The following is a 22,890-nucleotide window of genomic DNA, read 5'->3' on the forward strand; positions in this document are numbered from 1 at the left end:
GGGCATTGCCCCCCGTTTTTTTTAAACGGCTTCCAGTTCGGCCTGTTCAGTCTCGGTCAATTGCAGTTCTTCAATTTGCTCTGCAGTAGGGCCGTCCTGTTGTTCAAGGTCGATTACTTTGTTGGCGTTCCAGCTGACCAAATAACCCATGATTAAATCCTCTTGTTTTTAGTTGGATGTGCGTTGTTGAGCACGGATCAAATATATAAGTCATGGGTTAAGGGCGTCAAAAATGTCAGAAAGTGTCGAAAGCGTATTGAAGTAACATCGAAATACGTACACAACAATTGTTGGGTTGACTAAATAGTGCGTGGCGCCGTGGTGCGCTTTGGCAGTAACGACATTACAAAACAACTGGGTGTTCGGGATTTTTCGTTTCCACTTGTGGGAAGTTTCAACAGGAGGCTGAGGCAAAATCTCAATAGTTGTGTTGATCGTGATCTTTAACCTTTTACTTGGCGAATACTCCTACAAAATTTGTGAGGGGAAAATCGAGCGTCGCCCAAACCAAGGTTCTGGGCCTTCGAAAAATGCAATAACGGCACCCGACTGTGCCGTTTTGCCTCGACGGTTCAGTTCAAGGCTGCGAGTTGTTCGATCGTCTGCGGAAAGCGTTCCACCAGACGGATCAGCGTCGTGGCTTGGGCATTGGGTATTGCCCGTCCCTGTTCCCAGTTCTCGAGGGTTCGTGTGTTGGTGCGCAGATACATGGCGAACACGGAACGGGAGAGGTTGAGCTGTTGGCGGATGGCTACCACTTCCTCGGCGGTGATGGGCACCAGTTTTGGCAGCTGAACCTTGTGGGTTCGCAATGTAATCTTGCCTTGGCGCTCATCGGCCAGGGCTTCGAGGCCATCCATCAGTTCGGAAAAAATGTCACGTTTCATAGTGGGATCTCGTGTTGATTTCTCTTGCTAGCATTTGTCTGAAGATTTTTTTCTGGGAGGGCGACAGGTCGTCCTGCTCGTTTTTGTCGTACACGGTGAATAACCAGAATTGATCGAAGCCTGACCACCAGTAATAAATCACCCGCAATCCGCTGCGCTTGCCCTTGCTTCGGCGTTGATCGCAGAAGCGGATTTTGCGCAGCCCTCCGGTGCCCTCGATGAGATCACCCGCTTGCGGATTCCTCAGTAACTCCAGCTGAAAGCTACGAAACAGATCGTCATCCAGATAATCGTCTCGGTGTTTCTGAAACATAGGTAATTCGATAAAAAGAGCATCCATGTTCTGTACGCTATCTACGTATAGTGTTGTCTCGATAATCGAATCGGTCAAGGCATCGAAGCCATCCTTTTCGCTCCCGCTTTGAACGGTAGACCCCGGTCGTAAAAACACCTGTAGGACAAGTCGACCAGTGCGGTGAGAGCATTCGATAAAAGGGAGGGGATACTTGGCAGTAGGACTGACGCGGGGGCAGCAGGCTTCGTCTACACCGCTAAATCTGTGGGAGCAGGTCTTATAATTCCGTGCACCACAGTTCGTATTTCTATTCTGAATGTTTAAGTGTTTAGTGGAATTAGCTGAACCTTCCCACAGTGTTTTCAGGTTGTCCGTCGGACGTCCGTTCTCTAGCCTGTGAGCGTCGCTGCCAATTCAGCGATCGGGATTGGAACCCCGGAACCCCGAAAGCGCAAAAGTGGCTTTCATGACGTATGCTTGCGCACCTTGATGGTGTGCACTCCGTTATGGCGGCTGTGCGCGGGAGACTTCGAGTCTGTCGGGTTTTTCGGTGGCCCGGGTTCCAACCTGCGTACAGCTGCCACCCCTTCGATTGGAACCGAATGGGTCAGCTCCATAGCCACACACCGGAGTTACTTATGAAAAAGCCAACACCCAACCCTCCCAAAGCAGACTCCGTTGCGGACGCCGACTCAACATCCCCTTACGCCTCCGTCGACACCCGAAAACTCCATGAAGCCGCCGACCGCGCGCTCGACTACTATCTGAATCCCACCGCCAACATCATGGCCGCGCCATACACCCCCAACGAAATGTTCTTCGTCAACCCCAAAGCCGATACCGAATCGTTGCTGGCCAATGCCTGTGAATCCTTGGCATCGGCCACGATCATGCTCGGCGACTTAGCTGCGCTGCTGGAAGGCACGCATCGCAGAACACTGCTGGGGATTTCGCAGGTAGTGATGTTGGGCGAACTGGCGGTGAACAAGGCGTTGGATAACGTCGACCCCGCTGGCTGATCAGCGAGACTGAGCAGACACAAAAAAACGCGGCGCCAGAAGGGCCGCGTTTTTATTGAAAGGCTGACAATCGGTCTCGCTGCTGTCAGGCAAATACCCCAAAGAGGGCTCCGCCGAGATAGATCACGCAATAACCTAGAAAAGAATAGCCAAGTATTCGAGCGGGAATGATGACCCAGCGTCGCACGGGTAATGGGAAGCGAGCAATCTCGTTCATTGCATCAGGATCACTTCCCGACAAAAAATCATGGTCCAGTAAAAGAATGATCGAGATGTGGGACAAGCGGGACAAACGGCCATAAGCGCTGTTTCCCAACACCCGTCGATTGCGAGCGACGAAGTACGACTTTGTCAGGAAGGATTCAATCTCAGCCAGTTTGAAAAAACTGACGTATGTCCGTACAAACAGGGCAATCAATGCCATGACGACACAGGCGATCAATGCGGCCATACATAGCAATTTCAGGTCGCTTGCCGGTTCGGAAACTGTCTTGAATATCCGCTCGAGCCCGAACAAAAGCAAAAGTAGACAGGTTCCAGTCAGTGCGATCCGCATGAGGTATCGCGGAAACTTCACCCATTTTTTGAGGTGCTCCGGAAAGATCTCAGCCTCCATGACCGCGTACCGATCCAGCATCTGAAAATAGGTGATTCGACCTGTTAGTGCGCTTATCTGCCGAACCCTTTTCATTCGTCCCAACGGGCCGTTTCCAAAAGTTTTCCGATTAATGCCCACGAGATGAGATGCAATGAAGTGGCCTTCCATTTGATCAAGCCGGAAATAGGCGGCAAACAACACGATTGCCTCGCTGAGGAGAATAAGTAGCAGTACAGCCCCCGATGAGAGGAGGTAAATGAGGTCAAGATGCTGGGCGATCACGGGCGATCCTTAGTGTTGTCCCAACGATCCCAGGACCATCAGCGGCAAAGACGTAGTCCAACATAAAAAGTGGATTGCCGGGGAAGTCGTTAATTTGGTCGAAGGGCATTATTTACTCGCCTCGTACAGTTTTTCACCGATGAATTCTCCTGCTTGGCCACCGCCGTCTCCCATTTGTGCGGCGAGCAGGCCGCTTACAACCAACATGCAAACGACTCCTCCTGTCCCAGCGGTTCCTACTCCAATCGCGGCGCATGTCATTGGCGCAAGAGTTGGCGCCAGTCGGCCCGCTATTGCTCCGCCTAGGATGTTTCCAGACAGTTTCGACCCCTCTACGAATTTCGCCTGACGACATTCTTCCTCGCGACCGGTGCGGCAGGTTTCGTAAATCTTCGTCGCCGCAGAGCCCGCTCCCAGCCCAATCGCAACATAACCGCCTGCCTTCATATATTTTGAAGCTCGCGCCACACCCTCGATATTTGTTGCGTAGCCAGGCAATTGATTCGGTGCTCCAGCCTTGTTCCAGTTGTGCACGATCCTTCGCGTGGACAAGCCTAGTGCTCGTTTCAGTTTGGGATGATCTGATAGTCCCGTAGCTTTACGAACCAAAGGTTCTAAACCAGCATCCAGTTTTTTCATAAGTCTTTTACGTTTCGCAAAAAAGTCCGGGGAATTCAGGTGGCCATATTGGCGGTGCTGCTCCACGTGTAATCGCTCAAGTTCTATCAGTGTGTTTTTTAGCGTGTCCATATGCTGACCTACCATGGAGGATGCAACACCCAACGCTCCGGAAGAAACTCCCAAAAACGGCTCAATCACCTCATGGTGCTCAACCATGAATGATGCCTCTTCATCCGTCAGATCTTTCGGCGCTTTATTCACCTTTTCCGCAGCCGCCATCATCTGCGCCTCTTCGCGTCGGCACATATAGTTGCGCGAGTCGCTAAAGATGACCATTTGCCCCGGTTTTACCTGTTCATCGAGATGGCGATTGAGCGACCGGAACTCTCTGCGCAGCACATCGCTGGGTGTGACTTCGTACAGCGAGCGCTCCAACGCTTCGAGAGTCACAGGTTTCTGAACGATGTGAAAACCGGATTCCACCGGATGAGGCAGGGTGTAGGCGTGTTCTTCTACCAGATGCTGGGCCGGTGGTGGCTCGGGTTTGGGTTTAAATGCGTTCCAGGACGCTCCGCCGTTGTCTGTAACGACTCGTGGTTTCACCACTACCCAGTCGCCGTTCCTGACAGCCTCGATCAGTTTTCGCTGGTTGGCTCCTTGCATGTAGTTGGATCGATTGAGGCCCATTGCGTTTAGCAAGTCGTCGAAGCCAGGTAGTTCATCCGGGCGGTTCAGCGCCTGTCGAAAGTCTTCCATCGCGTGGTAAGGGTCGAGTAGTTGGTTACGTTGGCCATGGAGTTCGCTTTTGGGGATGAGTCTAGTCACGTCCGTGTCCCGATTCGTAAAACGGTGGACTTTGGCGAGCAGCCTCAAGTTTGAATGCCGGGTGATTCCGTTTTAGGTGTAGGGGAAGTCCGATTATCCGCGTACCTCAGGTCAAGCATTAAAGGGCACCCCCGTAGGACTCCAAAAGATTTAGCTTTCCCATAGGAGCGGACAATCCCGCCTGAGCTTTCTGGAATTGCACAAGGAGGGCAGGGCAGCCGCAACACATCCCACAAACGCAAAAACGGCACCCGAAGGTGCCGTTTCTGTTTTCTACCAAATGTCGCTAAGCGATCAACCCGCCAACCCGGCCTGTTGAACCAGGACCAGCAATGGCTGCGGGTAAACGCCGAGGAAGAACGCCACCAGAGCGATCGCCAGCAGCATCACGCCACCTGCACGTTGTTCCCAATGCAGTTGCGCATCGTGGCGACGCAGGTTCGGTTCGATCAGGTACAGGGTGACCATCACACGCAGGTAGTAGAAAACGCCGATGGCGCTGCCCAGTACCAGGGAACCGACCAGCCACCATTGATGCGACTCGACACCGGTCGCGATGATGTAGAACTTGCCGATGAAGCCCGCGGTCAGCGGGATACCGGCCAGGGACAGCATCATCACGGTCAGTACGGCGGTCAGGTACGGACGGCGCCAGAACAGGCCGCGGTATTCGTACAGGGCATCCGCGTCACGGCCGTTGTACGGCGAGGACATCAGGGTGATCACGCCGAACGCGCCGAGGCTGGTGATCACGTAAGTGACCAGGTACACGCCGATGGCTTCCACGGCCAGACCTTTGCTCGCCACCAGGGCGATCAGCAGGTAGCCGAAGTGGGCGATGGACGAGTAACCCAGCAGACGCTTGAGGTTGCTTTGGGTCAGTGCCAGCAGGTTACCGAACAGGATCGACGCGATGGCGATGATGGTCAGTACGTCGCTCAGCACACCGCTGCTTGCCGCTGGGGAGATCTGGAACAGACGCACCATCACCGCGAACACAGCGACTTTGGAAGCGGTTGCCAGGAACGCTGCCACCGGTGCCGGAGCACCTTCGTACACGTCCGGGGTCCAGAGGTGGAACGGTACCAGCGACAGCTTGAATGCCAGACCGATCAGCATCATGCCCAGGCCCAGTTGCGCCAGCGAGCTTGGCAGGCCAGTGGCAGCCAGTGCTTGACCGATACCCACGAAGCTCAGCGAACCCGAGTCGGCGTACAGCAGTGCCATACCGAACAACAGGAACGCAGAACCGGCGGCCGACAGCACCATGTACTTGATACCGGCTTCCAGCGAACGCTTGTTGAAGAAGGCGTAAGCCACCAGACCGTAGACCGGCACCGACAGCAGTTCCAGACCGATGAACAAACCGGCCAGGTGTTGCGCGCTGACCAGAACCAGGCCACCGGCGGCGGACATCAGGATCAGCAGGTACAGTTCTTCACGGTTGCCCGGGTAACCCGAACCGCCATCGCCGAGGTAGGCGTGGGCGAGGGTCACACAAGCAAGGGTGGCGACCAGGATCAGCGCCATGTACAAGCAGGCGAAGCTATCGATTTGCAACAGCGGGGTCACGGCCAATGGCGCGACTTTCAGGGCTGGCAGGATCGACAGCAATGCCAGGTTCAGGCCCGCCACGGAAATCAGGAAGGTCTGAGAGTGGTTGCGGCGCCAGGCAATCGCCAGCATCACCACGATGATCGTGGCGCTGGTGATCAACAACGGCGCTAGCGCGATAAAGTGTTGAGTCGTGAATTCCATAGCGCTCTTACCGGGCCGAAGCGAGTTGAGTGAAGGCGGAGCCGAGCCACTGCTGCACGCCATGCATCGTCGCGGCAGAGGTATCGAGGAACGGTTGCGGGTACACGCCGATGTAAATCAGCAGCGCCGCCAGACCGACCACCATGATCAGTTCGCGACCATCCATGCCATGCAACACCGCGTCCGACTTGGACGGGCCGAAGTAGGCACGGTGGATCATGATCAGCGAGTAGACCGAACCGAACACCAGGCCCGACGTTGCGATCGCGGTGATCCACGGCGCAGCGGCGAAGGTGCCGATCAGGATCAGGAACTCACCGACGAAGTTACCGGTGCCCGGCAAGCCCAGGGACGCGGCTGCGAAGAACAGGCTGATGGCCGGCAGGTAAGCGATCTTCGACCACAGGCCACCCATTTCACGCATGTCGCGGGTGTGGGTGCGTTCGTACAACTGACCGCTGAGGATAAAGAGTGCCGCCGCCGACAGACCGTGCGCCAGCATCTGCATTACCGCGCCCTGCAGCGCCAGTTGGCTGCCGGAGTAGATGCCGATCAACACGAAGCCCATGTGGGAAACGGAGGAGTAGGCGATCAGACGCTTGATGTCGGTTTGGGCGAAGGCCAGGAACGCACCGTAGAAGATCCCGATCAGACCCAGGGTCATGGCAAACGGCGCGAACTCGGCCGAGGCATTCGGGAACAGCGGCAGGGCGAAACGCAGCAGGCCGTAAGCCGCTGTCTTCAACAAGATACCGGCCAGGTCGACCGAACCTGCTGTTGGCGCCTGGGCGTGAGCGTCAGGCAACCACGAGTGGAACGGTACGACCGGCAGCTTCACCGCGAAGGCGATGAAGAAGCCGAGCATCAGGATGTACTCGGTGGTGAGCGACATCTTGGTTTTCAGCAGGTCGGCGTAGTTGAACGTGATCACGCCGGTGCTGTTGAAGTTGACCAGCACCAGACCCAGGATCGCCACCAACATGATCAGGCCGGACGCCTGAGTGAAGATGAAGAACTTGGTCGCCGCGTAGATCCGGGTTTTCTTGCCGTCCGAAGAACTGTGACCCCAGAGCGCGATGAGGAAGTACATCGGCACCAGCATCATTTCCCAGAAGAAGAAGAACATGAACAGGTCGAGGGCGAGGAACACGCCGACGACACCGCCCAGGATCCACATCAGGTTCAGGTGGAAGAAGCCAACGTGACGTTGAATCTCTTTCCACGAGCACAGTACCGAGAGGATACCCAGCAGACCGGTCAGCAGGATCATCAGCAGCGACAGGCCGTCGAGGGCCAGGTGCACGCTGATGCCGAAGCGCTGGATCCAGATGTGCTTGAACTCAAGCGCCCAGGTCGGATCGGCGCCAGGCGCCGGTGCAAATGAGTAATTACCGTGGGCCCACAGCCAGAGGCCGAGTGCGAGTTCCAGGGTCATGGTCAACAGCGCAATCCAGCGGGGGAGGGTGGCGCCGAAGCGCTCACCCATCCAGCACAGCAGGCCGCCGATGAAGGGGATCAGGATTAGCCAAGGCAGAATCATGACGGGCTCAATTCCTTTCGCAAGTTCGCAAGGTTCATATTCAGACCGCTACCAGCACGATGGCGCCGATGACCAGCACGGAGCCGGCTGCCATCGAGGCTGCGTACCAACGCAGTTGACCGGTTTCGGTACGGCTCAGGGCGGTGTGACCACCTTTGGCCATACGCGGGATCAGACCGATGGTCTGGTCGAGCGGGTCTCTGCGCAGTGCGTGGCTGATCGCCAGGTAAGGCTTGACGAACAGTTTGTCGTAGATCCAGTCGAAGCCCCAGGCAGCAAACCACCAGGCCGAAAGGAAGCGGCCGATGCCGCTGTTGGCGATGGCAGTGACGAAACGACGCTTGCCCAGGAACAGCAACGCGGCCAGCAGGATACCGGCCAGGGCGATGGCGCCCGAAGCGATTTCCAGACTGTGCTTGGCTTCGCCGCCGGCATGCCCGACGCTTTCCGGCAACACACCGTGCAGCGGTGGAACGATCATCGCGCCGATGAAGGTCGACAGCACGATCAGCACCGACAGTGGCAGCCAGTGAGCGATACCGTGACCGGCGTGCGCTTCGGTCTTCGCTTCACCGTGGAACGCGATGAAGATCAGGCGGAAGGTGTACAGCGAGGTCATGAACGCGCCGACCAGACCGGCGTACAGCAGACCGTGGTTGCCGCTGGCAAACGCTTCCCAGAGGATTTCGTCCTTGGAGTAGAAACCGGCGGTGACCAGTGGCAGGGCAGACAGGGCCGCGCCGCCGACGATGAAGCTGGTGTAGGCCAGCGGCAGTTTCTTCCACAGGCCGCCCATCTTGAAGATGTTCTGCTCGTGGTGGCAGGCAACGATCACCGCACCGGAGGCAAGGAACAGCAGCGCCTTGAAGAAGGCGTGGGTCATCAGGTGGAAGATCGCGCCTTCCCATGCGCCAACGCCCAGCGCCAGGAACATGTAGCCGATCTGGCTCATGGTCGAGTAGGCGAGGATACGTTTGATGTCGGTCTGCACCAGTGCCGCGAAACCGGCGAGCACCAGGGTCACGCCGCCGACGATGCCGACGAGGTGCAGGATGTCCGGCGCCAACGCAAACAGGCCGTGGGTACGGGCAATCAGGTAAACGCCTGCGGTCACCATGGTTGCGGCGTGGATCAGTGCCGAAACCGGAGTAGGACCGGCCATCGCATCCGCCAGCCAGGTTTGCAGCGGCAGTTGCGCGGATTTACCGACAGCGCCGCCCAGCAGCATCAGGGTCGCCAGAACGATCCAGAAGTCGCCGACCTTGAAGTGCTCAGGTGCCTTGACCAGCAGTTCCTGGATGTTCAGCGTGCCCAACTGTTGGAACAGGATGAACAGGCCGATGGCCATGAACACGTCGCCGATACGGGTGACGATGAAGGCCTTGAGTGCCGCGTTACCGTTGTTGCGGTTGCTGTAGTAGAAACCGATCAACAGGTACGAGCACAGGCCCACGCCTTCCCAGCCGAAGTACAGGAACAACAGGTTATCGCCCAGGACCAGGAACAGCATGCTGGCGATAAACAGGTTGGTGTAGGCGAAGAAGCGCGAATAACCGGCTTCACCGCGCATGTACCAGGACGCGAACAGGTGGATCAGGAAGCCGACACCGACGACCACACCGAGCATGGTGACCGACAAGCCATCCAGGTACAGCGCGAAGTTCGGCGTAAAGCCTTCAACCGCCATCCACTGCCACAACACCTGGGTGTAGTGACCGCCCTCGGGCGGGGCGACGTTGAATTGCCAGATCACGTAAGCCGTGACGATGGCCGACAGACCGATGGAACCGACGCCGATCAGCGCCGACAGGTTTTCCGAGAAGCGGCCGCGTGAGAACGCCAGCAGCAGGAAACCTATGAGAGGGAATACGAAAGTCAGATAGAGAAGATTCATCCGCGCATCTCGCTGGCAGCGTCGATATCGAGAGTGTGGAAGCGGCGATACAGCTGCAACAGAATCGCCAGGCCAATACTGGCCTCGGCGGCTGCCAGGCTGATCACCAGGATGAACATGATCTGTCCATCCGGTTGCGCCCAGCGGCTACCGGCAACGATGAACGCCAGTGCGGAGGCATTCATCATGATCTCCAGGCTCATCAGCACGAAAAGGATGTTGCGGCGGACCATCAGGCCAACCAGACCGAGGCAGAACAGGATGCCGGCGACCGCCAGACCATGCTCCATAGGGATAGCAGGCATCGTCATTGCTCCTTGGCTTCGTTGCGGCCCAAGTGGAACGCCGTGACGGCTGCGGCGAGCAGCAACATCGAGGCGAGTTCGACCACCAGCAGGTACGGGCCAAACAGGCTGATGCCCACGGCCTTGGCGTCTACGGTGGTGTGGCCGATGGCCTGGCCGCTGGAATGGCTGAACAGCACGTACAGCAGTTCAACCAGCAGCAGGGCGCCGAGGGCGACCGGGCCGAGCCAGATGCCGGGCTTGAGCCAGACGCGCTCTTGCTGGACCGAGGCCGGGCCCAGGTTCAGCATCATCACCACGAACACGAACAGCACCATGATGGCGCCAGCGTAGGCGATCACTTCCAGGACACCGGCAAACGGTGCGCCGAGGGCGAAGAACGTCATGGCCACGGCGATCAGCGAAATGATCAGGTAGAGCAGGGCGTGCACAGGGTTGGTGTTGGTGATCACGCGAAGCGTGGACACCACAGCGATACCCGATGCGAAATAGAAAGCGAATTCCATCTTTCTTCCTTAAGGCAGCAAGCTCTTCACGTTGATCGGCTGGGCTTCGTTCTGCGCGGAGCCTTTCGGCTTCCCGGCAATCGCCATACCTGCAACACGATAGAAGTTGTAATCAGGGTTTTTGCCGGGGCCGGAGATCAGCAGATCTTCTTTCTCGTACACCAGGTCCTGACGTTTGAACTCGGCCATCTCGAAATCCGGTGTCAGCTGGATTGCGGTGGTCGGGCAGGCTTCCTCGCAGAGGCCGCAAAAGATGCAGCGCGAGAAGTTGATGCGGAAGAAGTCCGGGTACCAGCGACCGTCTTCGGTTTCAGCTTTCTGCAGCGAGATGCAGCCAACCGGGCACGCCACGGCGCACAGGTTGCAGGCTACACAACGCTCTTCGCCATCAGGGTCGCGGGTCAGGACGATACGGCCACGGTAGCGCGGCGGCAGGTACACGGCTTCTTCCGGGTACTGCAGCGTGTCGCGCTTGCGGAAGGCGTGGCCGAAGATCATCACCAGGCTGCGAAGCTGGGTGAAGAAGCCATGCACGATGTCAAATATGTACTTCATGATTCTCTATCCTCACTGAGCCGCGACGGCGGGCGTGTTGAGCAACACGATCGCAGCGGTCACCAGCATGTTGACGAGGGTCAGCGGCAGGCAGAACTTCCAGCTGAAATCCATCACTTGGTCATACCGTGGGCGCGGAATAGAAGCGCGCAGCAGGATGAAGATCATGATGAAGAACGCGGTTTTCAGTGCAAACCAGATGAACGGGATCTGCGGCAGAATGCCGAACGGACCGTGCCAGCCACCGAAGAACAAGGTCACCAGCAGCGCTGAAATCAGCACGATGCCGATGTACTCACCGACGAAGAACATGCCCCATTTCATGCCGGCGTATTCAATGTGGTAACCGTCGGCCAGTTCCTGTTCCGCTTCCGGCTGGTCGAACGGGTGACGGTGAGTCACGGCGACGCCAGCAATGAAGAAGGTCAGGAAACCGAAGATCTGCGGAATGATGAACCACAGGTGCTGGGCCTGGTAATCAACGATGTCGCGCATGTTGAACGAGCCGACCTGGATCACGATGCCCATCAGCGACAGGCCCATGAACACTTCGTACGACACGGTTTGTGCCGAGGCCCGCAAGCTGCCCAACAGGGCAAACTTGTTGTTACTCGACCAACCGGCGAACAACACCGCATAGACCGACAGACCGGCCATGGCGAAGAAGAACAGGATGCCGATGTTCAGGTCCGCCACGCCCCAGGTCGGGGTGATCGGGATGATCGCGAAGGCAATCAGCAGGGCGCTCATGGCCACGACCGGTGCCAACGTGAAGATCATCTTGTCGGCGAACGGTGGGGTCCAGTCTTCCTTGAAGAACATCTTGATCATGTCGGCCGCGATCTGGAACGCGCCGAACGGGCCGACGCGGTTCGGACCGTAACGGTCCTGCCAGAGGGCGAGCAAACGACGCTCGACCCAGCTGAGCAACGCGCCGCACACCACCACGGCGAGCAGAATCACGATGGCCTGGATGACCGAGATGATCACGGCGATCACTTCAGGAGTGAACCAAGTCATTGCGCTGCCTCCTGCAGACCGTCAACGGATTTGCCAAAGATCGCTGGCGGAATGCCGGCGATGCCCGCAGGCAATGCAACCAGACCGGCACCCAGTTCTTCGTTGATGCGCAGCGGCAGACGCAGGGTCTGGCCAGCCACGTTCAAGCTGAGCATGGCGCCGTCATTGACACCCAGGCGATCGGCTTCGGACTTGGCCAAGGCAACGTAAGCGGCCGGGATGCGTTCCTGAACCGGCGCGGCTTTGGACGAGGTCTCTTCGCTGCCCAGCAGGTGGAAGAACGGCACAACCTGCCAGGTGCCCGGAGCCGGGTTGAACGCACGCGGTACAGCGGCGAACCAGTTCAGCGAATCACCGGTGCTTTCGATCAGGCGGGTGCCCGGGTCGCCAGCGCGGATGTGACCACCGACTTCGTCCTGGAACTTGTTCCAGGCTTGCGGCGAGTTCCAGCCCGGAGACCAGGCGAATGGCACTTGCTGACGCGGTTCGACCGAGCCCGAGTAACCTTCCATCGAGAAGTTGAACGCGGTGTCGTTGTCTTGCGGGGTACGCGGTTCGTGCACGCTGATGTCAGCACGCATGGCGGTACGACCGGAATAACGCAGCGGTTCGCGGGCCAGTTTCATGCCCTTGATGCGGAACGAGGCGGACGGTGCGGCATCAACGATACGCGCCAGTTGCGGCGTGCTCGACGCGACGGCTGCGGTGACGTGGTCCAGCTGGGTCCAGTCGATCGGCTGGTTCAGCAGGGTTGCGCGCAGGGCATGCAGCCAGCGCCAGCCTTCGTGAACCAGGATGCTCGCGTCCATGTACTTCGGATCGAAGACCTGGAAGAAGCGCTGGGCGCGACCTTCCTGGCTGACCAGGGTACCGTCGCCTTCAGCGAAGCTGGCGGCTGGCAGCACCAGGTGCGCGCGATCGCTGGTGGCGGTTTTTTGATGGTCGGCAACGATCACTACTTTCGCAGCGGTCAGTGCGGCATCAACCTTGGCTTTGTCGGTACGGGTGTACAGATCGTTTTCCAGCACGACGATGGCGTCGGCCTTGCCATCGATGACGGCTTGCAGCGCGGCGTCGACCGAGTCACCACCGAGCATGGCCAGGCCGAGGCTGTTGGCCTCTGGCACGATCAGGCTGAGGGAACCGTTTTTCTCGCGCAGCTTCAGGGCTTTGGCGATGTTGGCTGCCGCTTCGATCAGCGCCTTGGAACCCAACGAGGTGCCGGCAATGATCAATGGACGCTTGGCCGCGAGCAGGGCGTCGGCGATGCGCTTGGCCAGTTCCAGGGCTTCAGCGTCCAGGCCTTCAACGGCTGGAGCGCTGGCGTCGAGGGCGTGAGCCACGGCGAAACCGATGCGGGCCAGGTCGTCCGGTGCTGCGTGAACGCATTCTTCGGCGACGTCGTCGAGCTTGGTTTCAGCCAGGCTGGCGATGAACAACGGGTTCAGCGCGTGCTGACCGATGTTCTTCACCGCGGCGTCGAGCCAAGGCTGAACGCGCATCGCGTCGGCCATGTCTTCGGCCTTGCCTTTGACCGATTGACGCAGGGACAACGCCATACGGGCTGCAGTCTGGGTCAGGTCTTCGCCGAGAACGAAAATCGCGTCATGGTCTTCGATGTCGCGCATGTTCGGGATCGGCAGCGGGCTGTCTTTCAGCACCTGCATGACCAGACGAATGCGCTCCAGCTCGGCCGCTTCGATACCGGAGTAGAAGTGCTCGGCGCCGACCAGTTCGCGCAGCGCGTAGTTGCTTTCAAGGCTGGCACGCGGCGAACCGATACCGACGATGTTGCGACCGCGCAGCAGATCAGCAGCTTTATCCAGTGCTTCGTCGAGGCTCAGCTTGGCGCCGTTGGCCAGCAGAGGCTGACGCGGGCGGTCTTCGCGGTTGACGTAGCCATAGCCGAAACGGCCACGGTCGCACAGGAAGTACTGGTTTACCGAACCGTTGAAACGGTTTTCGATACGACGCAGTTCACCGTAGCGTTCGCCCGGGGAGATGTTGCAACCGCTGGAGCAGCCATGGCAGATGCTCGGCGAGAACTGCATGTCCCACTTGCGGTTGTAGCGCTCGGAGTGAGTCTTGTCGGTGAACACACCGGTCGGGCAGACCTCGGTGAGGTTGCCGGAGAACTCGCTTTCGAGGGTGCCGTCTTCAACGCGACCGAAGTACACGTTGTCGTGGGCACCGAATACACCGAGGTCGGTGCCGCCAGCGTAATCCTTATAGAAGCGCACGCAGCGGTAGCAAGCGATGCAGCGGTTCATTTCGTGGGAAATGAACGGGCCCAGTTGCTGGTTCTGGTGGGTACGCTTGGTGAAGCGGTAACGGCGCTCGTTGTGGCCGGTCATTACCGTCATGTCTTGCAGGTGGCAGTGACCGCCTTCTTCACAGACCGGGCAGTCGTGAGGGTGGTTGGTCATCAGCCATTCAACGACGCTGGCGCGGAATACTTTCGCTTCTTCGTCGTCGATGGAGATCCAGCTGCCGTCGGTGGCGGGCGTCATGCACGACATGACGATACGACCACGCTTGTCGTTTTCGTCGGTGTACTGCTTGACCGCGCACTGGCGGCAAGCGCCAACGCTGCCGAGGGCTGGGTGCCAGCAGAAATAAGGGATATCGAGGCCTAGCGACAGACATGCCTGTAACAGGTTGTCTGCCCCATCGACTTCGAGCTCTTTGCCGTCTACGTGGATAGTGGCCATGGTTCAAAGTTCTTCGTTGGCCCGGTGTCAGCGGGCGTGGCTAATGGAATCTTGTTATTCGCGTGAATCAACACAGCCGTTAAAGGCGTCATCACACGAGAAGGCGAAGGGCACGGACCCTTCGCCTTCTTTAAGCGTTTACGCGCCGACTACGATCGGCCTTGCCAGAGGCGGGACGACGGCGCTGACAGGCGCGATGCCGGCTTCGAACTCATGGCGGAAGTATTTGATTGCGCTGCCCAACGGCTCCACGGCGCCCGGTGCGTGAGCACAGAAGGTCTTGCCAGGGCCGAGGAAGCCGACCAGACCCAGCAGGGTCTCGATATCGCCGGCTTGCCCTTCACCGTTCTCGATCGCACGCAGGAGCTTGACGCTCCACGGCAAACCGTCACGGCACGGGGTGCAGAAACCGCACGACTCACGGGAGAAGAACTCTTCCATGTTGCGCAGCAGGGAAACCATGTTGACGCTGTCGTCCACCGCCATGGCCAGGCCGGTACCCATACGGGTGCCCACTTTGGCGATGCCGCCGGCGTACATTTGTGCGTCCAGGTGTTCCGGCAACAGGAAACCGGTACCGGCGCCGCCAGGCTGCCAGCACTTGAGCTTGAAGCCGTCGCGCATGCCACCGGCGTAGTCTTCGAACAACTCACGACCGGTGACGCCGAATGGCAGCTCCCACAGGCCCGGGTTCTTGACCTTGCCGGAGAAGCCCATGAGCTTGGTGCCCATGTCTTCACTGCCTTCGCGGGACAACGATTTGTACCAGTCCACGCCGTCGGCAATGATCGCCGGCACGTTGCACAGGGTTTCAACGTTGTTCACGCAGGTCGGCTTGCCCCACACGCCAACGGCGGCAGGGAAGGGCGGCTTGGAGCGCGGGTTGGCGCGGCGGCCTTCGAGGGAGTTGATCAGTGCGGTTTCTTCACCGCAGATGTAACGCCCGGCGCCGGTGTGGACGAACAGCTCGAAATCGAAGCCGCTGCCCAGGATGTTCTTGCCCAACAGGCCAGCTGCCTTGGCTTCTTCCACTGCACGGTTGAGGTGCTTGGCAGCGGTGGTGTACTCGCCACGCAGGAAGATGTAGCCACGGTAGGTTTTCAGCGCGCGAGCACTGATCAGCATGCCTTCGATCAGCAGATGGGGCAGTTGCTCCATCAGCATGCGGTCTTTCCAGGTGTTCGGCTCCATTTCATCCGCGTTGCACAGCAGGTAGCGGATGTTGATGGATTCGTCCTTGGGCATCAGGCCCCACTTAACGCCCGTGGGGAAGCCTGCACCGCCGCGACCTTTCAAGCCGGAATCTTTGACGGTCTGGACGATATCGTCCTGAGCCATGTCGGCGAAGGCTTTGCGCGCAGCGGCGTAACCGTTCTTGGCCTGGTACTCGTCGAGCCACACGGCTTCGCCGTCGTCACGCAGACGCCAGGTCAGCGGGTGAGTCTCGGCCGAACGCTTGATGCGGTTGGCAGGACCGAAGGAAGTCAGGGTCATACGTAGCCCTCGAGCAATTTGGCAACGCCGGCAGGCTGCACATCACCGAAAGTGTCGTCGTCGATCATCAACGCCGGCGCCTTGTCACAGTTGCCGAGGCAGCAGACCGGCAGCAGGGTGAAACGACCGTCGGCGGTGGTCTGACCCAGGCCGATGCCCAGCTTGCTCTGGATTTCGCTGACCACGGATTCGTGACCACCGATGTAGCAGACCATGCTGTCGCAAACGCGAATGATGTGACGGCCCACTGGCTGACGGAAGATCTGGCTATAGAACGTCGCCACGCCTTCAACGTCGCTCGCCGGAATGCCGAGGATCTCGCCGATGGCGTACAGAGCGCCGTCCGGCACCCAGCCACGTTCCTTCTGGACGATCTTCAGGGCTTCGATCGACGCCGCGCGCGGGTCTTCGTAGTGATGCAACTCGTGCTCGATGGCCGAGCGCTCGGTTTCACTCAAGGTGAAACGGTCTGTCTGGATAAGCGTGCTGTTCATGCTTAGCGGTCCACGTCGGCCATAACGAAATCGATACTACCCAGGTACGCAATCAAGTCCGCGACCATACTGCCTTTGATCACCGAAGGGATCTGCTGCAGGTGCGGGAAGCTTGGGGTACGAATCCGGGTGCGGTAGCTCATGGTGCCGCCATCGCTCGTCAGGTAATAACTGTTGATGCCCTTGGTCGCTTCGATCATCTGGAAGGATTCGTTGGCCGGCATGACCGGGCCCCACGAAACTTGCAGGAAGTGCGTGATCAGGGTCTCGATGTGCTGCAGCGTGCGCTCTTTCGGCGGCGGCGTGGTCAGCGGGTGATCCGCCTTGTACGGGCCTTCCGGCATGTTGCGCATGCACTGCTCGATGATCTTGATGCTCTGGCGCATTTCTTCGACGCGCACGATGCAACGATCGTAGGCATCGCCATTGGCGGCCAGCGGCACTTCGAATTCGAAGTTTTCGTAACCGGAGTATGGACGTGCCTTACGCAGGTCGAAGTCGCAACCGGTCGAACGCAGGCCTGCACCGGTGACGCCCCATTCCAGGGCTTCTTTGGTGTTGTAGGCGGCGACGCCGATGGTCCGGCCTTTCAGGATGCTGTTGTCCAGGGCGGCTTTCTGGTATTCGTCCAGACGCTTTGGCATCCACTCGACGAAGTCTTTCACCAGTTTTTCCCAACCGCGCGGCAGGTCGTGGGCGACGCCACCGATGCGGTACCAGGCCGGGTGCAGACGGAAACCGGTAATGGCTTCGATCACCGTGTACGCCTTCTGACGGTCGGTGAACGTGAAGAACACCGGGGTCATGGCGCCGACGTCCTGGATGTAGGTACCCAGGAACAGCAGGTGGCTGGTGATCCGGAAGAACTCGGCCATCATGATGCGGATGACGTCGACCTTCTCGGGCACCTTGATGCCGGCCAGCTTCTCGACCGAGAGCACGTACGGCAGGTTGTTCATCACGCCGCCGAGGTAATCGATACGGTCGGTGTACGGGATGAAACTGTGCCAGGACTGACGCTCGGCCATCTTCTCGGCACCACGGTGGTGGTAACCAACGTCCGGCACGCAGTCGACGATCTCTTCACCGTCCAGCTGCAGGATGATGCGGAACGCACCGTGCGCGGAAGGGTGGTTAGGACCGAGGTTGAGGAACATGTAGTCCTCGTTCGCACCGGAACGCTTCATGCCCCAGTCTTCAGGCTTGAAGCGCGCGGCTTCTTCCTCAAGCTGTTGCTTGGCCAGGTTCAGGGTGAACGGGTCGAACTCGGTGGCACGGGCCGGGAAGTCCTTGCGCAGCGGGTGACCTTCCCAGGTCGGCGGCATCATGATGCGGGTCAGGTGCGGGTGACCGGCAAAGTTGATGCCGTACATGTCCCACACTTCACGCTCGTACCAGTTGGCATTCGGCCACAGACCGGTCACGGTCGGCACGTTGAGGTCGCTCTCGGACAAGGCGACCTTGATCATCACGTCACTATTACGTTCGATCGACATCAAGTGATAGAACACAGTGAAGTCGGCGCCGCTTGGCAGCCCTTGACGCTTGGTGCGCAGACGCTCATCCACGCCGTGCAGGTCATAGAGCATGACGTACGGCTTGGGCAGGTTACGCAGGAAGGTCAGGACTTCGACGAGTTTGGCGCGCGCAACCCAAAGCACCGGCATGCCGGTGCGGGTAGGCTGGGCGGTGAACGCGTCCGCGCCAAAACGGTTGTTCAGTTCGACGACCACATCCTGGTCGTCTGCCTTATAAGGCGGGATGTACAGAGCACTGCCTGTAGTCATGGTTATTTATCGCTTTCGGTCAACGTAAAGAATGAAGCCAGTGTCTCGTTCTATTAAAGAAGCAGATCTGGATCAGACTTCGTCGGGGCTGCGCAGGTTGGTGACTGCGATTCGCTGTTCGCGGCGCTTTTCCTTTTCGGAAGGCATCTCGGCGCGGTAGACGCCTTGATCACCAACGACCCAGGAAAGCGGACGACGCTCCTGTCCAATCGACTCTTGCAAGAGCATCAAGCCTTGCAGGAAAGCTTCAGGACGGGGCGGGCAGCCAGGCACGTAGACGTCCACGGGCAGGAACTTGTCCACCCCTTGAACGACAGAGTAGATGTCGTACATGCCACCGGAGTTGGCGCACGAACCCATGGAGATAACCCATTTAGGTTCGAGCATTTGCTCGTAGAGACGCTGAATGATCGGCGCCATCTTGATGAAGCAGGTACCGGCGATAACCATGAAATCCGCCTGGCGCGGCGATGCCCGGATAACCTCGGCGCCAAAGCGCGCGATGTCGTGGGGCGCCGTGAAGGCGGTGGTCATTTCCACGTAGCAGCACGAAAGACCGAAGTTATACGGCCACAGGGAGTTCTTGCGCCCCCAGTTGATCGTGCCGTTAAGCACGTCTTCGAGCTTGCCCATGAAGATGTTTTTGTGGACTTGATCTTCTAACGGATCGGAAACGGTTTCCCGTTCGCCAATCGGATACTGCTCGTTAGGAGCATCGGGGTCGATCCTGGTGAGATTGTATTGCATTGCCAAAGCCTCATTGTTTCAGCTTCGCTTGCCGCTTACGACGAGCTTCCGGAGCCCAGTCAAGGGCGCCCACTCGGAATAGGTAGACAAGGCCTGCCAACAGAATTGCTATGAAAACGAGAGCTTCGACGAATCCGGTCCAGCCGCTTTCGCGGACGGACACAGACCATGCAAAGAGAAAGAGGGCTTCGATATCGAAGATCACGAAGAGCATCGCGACCAGATAGAATTTGGCTGAGAGCCGCAGACGGGCGCCACCTGTAGGTAGCATGCCGGATTCGAACGGTTCGTTTTTGCTGCGGCCCCAGGCTTTTGACCCAAGGAGGCTGGAAACGCCGAGCATGAAGGCGCAGAGGCCGACGACGCCCAGAAGGAAAATGGCAAAGCCCCAGTTGTGGGCCATGAGTCCTGTCGCTTCGGGCATGCTGGTAATCCTTAACAGAGAGCAAAGGTCTCTGAGCTTGAAAAGAAACAAAGCAGTGACGATATGTCGCAGCAATCAATCCCGCTGATTTTATGGCACAACACTCAGCAAGTAAAATTCCTATAGCGAAATTATTTACAGGAATAAGGACATAGCGCACCTCCAAAGCCCCGCAACCCATGCGTTGCGGGCATTAGCCGGGTTTTCATCAATATTGTTTTGTAGGGAATGTAACGAACATAGTTATGGCTAAATGATAATCAATATTGTTTGCAGTGGTTTTTAAACTGGTTATCCGGATTGGGGCCGCGAAGTTGTCTTTTATGCGCATTACAGCAAGTAGTGAAGGCGACGGTTTTAACGGATTTTTCTGACCCTGATACCGCGCTGGATCAATGTTTTTCCTGTCTCACCACGGACCCCTGTGGTGTTTGAGGAATCGCAGGCAAAAAAACGCCCCGAACCAGTCGGGGCGTCAGATGTGCGGCGCTGCGGTTAGCTTTCTATCTGGCCCGCAGCGGCCGATCGATCAAGCGAAGCAGATCAGTGGAACTGTTCTTCTTCAGTCGAACCGGTCAGTGCGGTTACCGAAGACGAGCCACCTTGAATCACAGTGGTCATGTCGTCGAAGTAGCCGGTGCCCACTTCCTGCTGGTGAGCCACGAAGGTGTAGCCTTTCGAAGCGTCAGCGAACTCTTGCTCTTGCAGTTTCACGTAGGCAGTCATGTCGTTGCGAGCGTAGTCGTGCGCCAGGTTGAACATGCTGTGCCACATGTTGTGAATGCCGGCCAGGGTGATGAACTGGTGCTTGTAACCCATGGCGGACAGTTCGCGCTGGAACTTGGCGATGGTCGCGTCGTCCAGGTTTTTCTTCCAGTTGAAGGAAGGCGAGCAGTTGTACGACAGCAGTTGGTCCGGGTATTCCTTTTTGATCGCTTCAGCGAAGCGACGAGCCTCGTCCAGATCCGGCTTGGCGGTTTCGCACCAGATCAGGTCGGCGTACGGAGCGTAAGCCAGGCCGCGAGCGATGGCCTGGTCCAGACCGGCGCGCACTTTGTAGAAGCCTTCCTGGGTACGTTCGCCAGTCACGAATGGCTGGTCGTACGGGTCGCAGTCGGAAGTCAGCAGGTCAGCGGCGTTAGCGTCGGTACGGGCCAGGATGATGGTCGGAGTACCGGCAACGTCTGCTGCCAGACGGGCAGCGGTCAGCTTCTGTACGGCTTCCTGGGTAGGAACCAGTACCTTGCCGCCCATGTGGCCGCATTTCTTCACGGAAGCCAGTTGGTCTTCGAAGTGAACGCCGGCGGCGCCTGCTTCGATCATGCTTTTCATCAGCTCGTAAGCGTTCAGTACGCCGCCGAAACCGGCTTCAGCGTCAGCCACGATTGGAGCGAAGTAGTCGATGTAGCCTTCGTCGCCCGGGCCTTTGCCGGCTTTCCACTGGATCTGGTCAGCACGACGGAACGAGTTGTTGATGCGCTTGACCACGGTTGGAACGGAGTCCACTGGGTACAGCGACTGGTCCGGGTACATCGATTCGGCGGAGTTGTTGTCCGCAGCCACTTGCCAGCCCGACAGGTAGATCGCCTGGATACCGGCTTTAACTTGCTGTACAGCCTGGCCGCCGGTCAGGGCGCCCATGCAGTTGACGAAATCTTTCTCAGGACGGAAGGAAGGCTTGGCGCCCTGGGTGACCAGGTTCCACAGCTTTTCGGCGCCCATTTTTGCAAAGGTGTGCTCAGGTTGAACCGAGCCACGCAGGCGGACGACGTCAGCAGCGGAGTAAGCGCGAGTCACGCCTTTCCAGCGTGGGTTTTCAGCCCAATCTTTTTCGAGGGCTGCAATTTGCTGTTCGCGTGTCAGTGCCATGGAGATAAACCTCGTCGCGTCTTTTACGGAAAGTTGTTCTGCGGTGGAAAATTCATGCGCTCGCTGACCAGAAGCTTGGTGGTCAAGTCGGATTTGGCGGGGGTGGCGACGGGATGAACGATGGGCTCGAGGGGAAGTGAGCAGGTAAGGGCAAACTGGCGAACGCATTGGGGCATCGTGGGCCTTGGTGCAAACATCAGTGTAAAGCCGGGTTACCTAATTACGCTTCCGTCCCTCGGGACAACTTCGTTCCAGTCGGCAACCTCGTCAAACACACCTTGTGGGCGGTACAGACACGAAGCGGCTCGCGGGGTAGGTGCGAGCATCGCTTCGAAGGCCCTTGCCAGGGCCCCTGATTAGCGGGAGCGAGGCCATCATGCCTTTGCTTTTTTCGATCGTCAAACGTTTTGTAGTGCTTTTTTTCAGGCACTACATCTTTGGTCTAATACGACTAATCAGTCAGTTTTCGGTGGTTTAGTCCAAAGTATCGACTTTCACCCGCAGGGTCATGTCATCCCGGCCCTGAGTAGCGTAGTTGCGGCTCGTGCCCTGTTTGTCGGCCTGGGTCTGACGGTTGACGCCAGCCAGCAGGATCCATTCGCCGAGGCGGCCCGTGACAGTTGTGTCGGTACTTTGCACGTTCACTACATCGGGACGTTCCTGGCTCATGCGGTCACGGTTGGTACTGATCGCCAGGTGAACGATGTCGCCGGTGACGCTGGCGGTGACATAGAAGCCTTGAGTGACGTTGCGGTATTCGGTCTGGCTGCGCAAATCGCCGTAGGAATCGGTCTGCGAACTGGTGAGCGGTACGCTTTGGCCGACCTGAATCAGTGCGGGCGTGCCTTCGCTGGCCTGAACCTGCTGGATGCCACCGTCGCGACTGGCGGTGCCGTAATTGATGATTCGGGTCTGGCTTGGCTTGGCGCCGTTGACCGAGACGCCCTGATCGCCCTGAAAGTTGTTTTCATTGGTGTCGACGGTAATCAACAAGCGCTTGGCCGCGACGTCGAGTTGGCTGATCAGGGTTTTAAGTTCGTCGATCTTGCGTTGATCTGCGTTGACGATCAGCTGATTGCCGTAGGCGCTGACCTGGCCTTCCTTGCCAATGAAATCCTGCGCCATGGGCAGCATGTCGGCGCTGGTGCGGTAGTTCAGGGGCACGATCTCGGTGGCTGCCATGGCTGAAAAACTGCAGGTCAGCAACAGGGTGGTGAGCAGGGTGCGTAGGGACATATCCGTTATCTCCGACATCTTGA

21 protein-coding genes are annotated in these 22,890 nt (G+C 58.2%); 1 reads left to right on the top strand and 20 read right to left on the bottom strand.

Features of this window, described 5'->3' with window-relative positions:
- Positions 1–21: 21 nt before the first annotated feature.
- The 3 genes from AC07N8_RS21140 to AC07N8_RS21150 all read right to left on the bottom strand — a co-directional run bounded on the left by AC07N8_RS21140 (position 22) and on the right by AC07N8_RS21150 (position 1,227).
- Positions 22–150: a hypothetical protein gene (locus tag AC07N8_RS21140; protein WP_483842754.1), complete on the bottom strand. Its 129-nt coding sequence runs from the start codon at positions 148–150 to the stop codon at positions 22–24.
- Between the two features lie 422 nt (positions 151–572).
- The gene (locus tag AC07N8_RS21145) at positions 573–887 is read right to left on the bottom strand and encodes a helix-turn-helix domain-containing protein (RefSeq protein ID WP_483842755.1); all 315 of its coding nucleotides are present in this window, start codon (positions 885–887) and stop codon (positions 573–575) included.
- A complete protein-coding gene (locus tag AC07N8_RS21150; protein WP_483842768.1) occupies positions 877–1,227 on the bottom strand; it encodes a toxin in 351 nt (116 codons plus the stop codon). The genes AC07N8_RS21145 and AC07N8_RS21150 overlap by 11 nt, the downstream gene beginning before the upstream one ends.
- A 593-nt stretch (positions 1,228–1,820) precedes the next feature.
- On the opposite strand from AC07N8_RS21150, the gene AC07N8_RS21155 reads away from it, so the two are divergent.
- Positions 1,821–2,201: a DUF6124 family protein gene (locus AC07N8_RS21155; RefSeq protein WP_493145399.1), complete on the top strand. Its 381-nt coding sequence runs from the start codon at positions 1,821–1,823 to the stop codon at positions 2,199–2,201.
- Between the two features lie 85 nt (positions 2,202–2,286).
- Here the strand turns inward: AC07N8_RS21155 and AC07N8_RS21160 are convergent, their stop codons facing one another.
- The 17 genes from AC07N8_RS21160 to AC07N8_RS21240 form a co-directional block, all read right to left on the bottom strand.
- Positions 2,287–3,081 carry a hypothetical protein gene (locus AC07N8_RS21160; RefSeq protein ID WP_493145401.1) on the bottom strand — a complete coding sequence of 265 codons (795 nt, stop codon included), beginning with the start codon at positions 3,079–3,081 and terminating at the stop codon, positions 2,287–2,289.
- 108 nt (positions 3,082–3,189) lie between these two features.
- Positions 3,190–4,527 (bottom strand): hypothetical protein, encoded by a 1,338-nt coding sequence (locus tag AC07N8_RS21165; protein ID WP_493145402.1) that lies wholly within the window; start codon positions 4,525–4,527, stop codon positions 3,190–3,192.
- A 294-nt stretch (positions 4,528–4,821) separates the two neighbouring features.
- A complete protein-coding gene (nuoN, locus tag AC07N8_RS21170) occupies positions 4,822–6,285 on the bottom strand; it encodes an NADH-quinone oxidoreductase subunit NuoN (RefSeq protein WP_027925104.1) in 1,464 nt (487 codons plus the stop codon).
- A gap of 7 nt (positions 6,286–6,292) precedes the next feature.
- The gene (gene nuoM, locus AC07N8_RS21175) at positions 6,293–7,825 is read right to left on the bottom strand and encodes an NADH-quinone oxidoreductase subunit M (RefSeq protein WP_483842756.1); all 1,533 of its coding nucleotides are present in this window, start codon (positions 7,823–7,825) and stop codon (positions 6,293–6,295) included.
- 40 nt (positions 7,826–7,865) lie between these two features.
- A complete protein-coding gene (nuoL, locus tag AC07N8_RS21180; protein ID WP_483842757.1) occupies positions 7,866–9,719 on the bottom strand; it encodes an NADH-quinone oxidoreductase subunit L in 1,854 nt (617 codons plus the stop codon).
- Complete coding sequence (gene nuoK / locus AC07N8_RS21185; protein WP_493145405.1) at positions 9,716–10,024, bottom strand: NADH-quinone oxidoreductase subunit NuoK; 309 nt, start codon at positions 10,022–10,024, stop codon at positions 9,716–9,718. Before nuoK ends, nuoL begins: the two co-directional genes overlap by 4 nt.
- A gap of 2 nt (positions 10,025–10,026) precedes the next feature.
- A complete protein-coding gene (gene nuoJ / locus AC07N8_RS21190; RefSeq protein WP_348058466.1) occupies positions 10,027–10,530 on the bottom strand; it encodes an NADH-quinone oxidoreductase subunit J in 504 nt (167 codons plus the stop codon).
- A gap of 9 nt (positions 10,531–10,539) precedes the next feature.
- Positions 10,540–11,085 (bottom strand): NADH-quinone oxidoreductase subunit NuoI, encoded by a 546-nt coding sequence (gene nuoI / locus AC07N8_RS21195; protein ID WP_007946418.1) that lies wholly within the window; start codon positions 11,083–11,085, stop codon positions 10,540–10,542.
- Positions 11,086–11,097: 12 nt separating this feature from the next.
- Positions 11,098–12,105, bottom strand: a complete 1,008-nt coding sequence (gene nuoH, locus AC07N8_RS21200; RefSeq protein ID WP_218439445.1) for an NADH-quinone oxidoreductase subunit NuoH — start codon at positions 12,103–12,105, stop codon at positions 11,098–11,100.
- Entirely contained in the window at positions 12,102–14,816 is a 2,715-nt protein-coding gene (nuoG, locus tag AC07N8_RS21205; protein WP_493145408.1) for an NADH-quinone oxidoreductase subunit NuoG, read from the bottom strand. Before nuoG ends, nuoH begins: the two co-directional genes overlap by 4 nt.
- A 138-nt stretch (positions 14,817–14,954) precedes the next feature.
- Entirely contained in the window at positions 14,955–16,310 is a 1,356-nt protein-coding gene (gene nuoF / locus AC07N8_RS21210; RefSeq protein ID WP_059182581.1) for an NADH-quinone oxidoreductase subunit NuoF, read from the bottom strand.
- Entirely contained in the window at positions 16,307–16,804 is a 498-nt protein-coding gene (gene nuoE, locus AC07N8_RS21215) for an NADH-quinone oxidoreductase subunit NuoE (protein ID WP_008020715.1), read from the bottom strand. The genes nuoF and nuoE overlap by 4 nt, the downstream gene beginning before the upstream one ends.
- 2 nt (positions 16,805–16,806) lie before the next feature.
- A complete protein-coding gene (gene nuoC / locus AC07N8_RS21220; RefSeq protein ID WP_140667772.1) occupies positions 16,807–18,591 on the bottom strand; it encodes an NADH-quinone oxidoreductase subunit C/D in 1,785 nt (594 codons plus the stop codon).
- 72 nt (positions 18,592–18,663) lie between these two features.
- Positions 18,664–19,338: a NuoB/complex I 20 kDa subunit family protein gene (locus AC07N8_RS21225; protein WP_007946424.1), complete on the bottom strand. Its 675-nt coding sequence runs from the start codon at positions 19,336–19,338 to the stop codon at positions 18,664–18,666.
- 10 nt (positions 19,339–19,348) lie between these two features.
- Positions 19,349–19,762 (bottom strand): NADH-quinone oxidoreductase subunit A, encoded by a 414-nt coding sequence (locus AC07N8_RS21230; RefSeq protein ID WP_003223812.1) that lies wholly within the window; start codon positions 19,760–19,762, stop codon positions 19,349–19,351.
- A 543-nt stretch (positions 19,763–20,305) separates the two neighbouring features.
- A complete protein-coding gene (aceA, locus tag AC07N8_RS21235; RefSeq protein WP_028623958.1) occupies positions 20,306–21,631 on the bottom strand; it encodes an isocitrate lyase in 1,326 nt (441 codons plus the stop codon).
- A gap of 474 nt (positions 21,632–22,105) precedes the next feature.
- Positions 22,106–22,867 (bottom strand): secretin N-terminal domain-containing protein, encoded by a 762-nt coding sequence (locus AC07N8_RS21240; protein WP_483842759.1) that lies wholly within the window; start codon positions 22,865–22,867, stop codon positions 22,106–22,108.
- Positions 22,868–22,890 lie beyond the last annotated feature (23 nt).

This window comes from Pseudomonas sp. GW821-FHT10C09 (assembly GCF_059415465.1).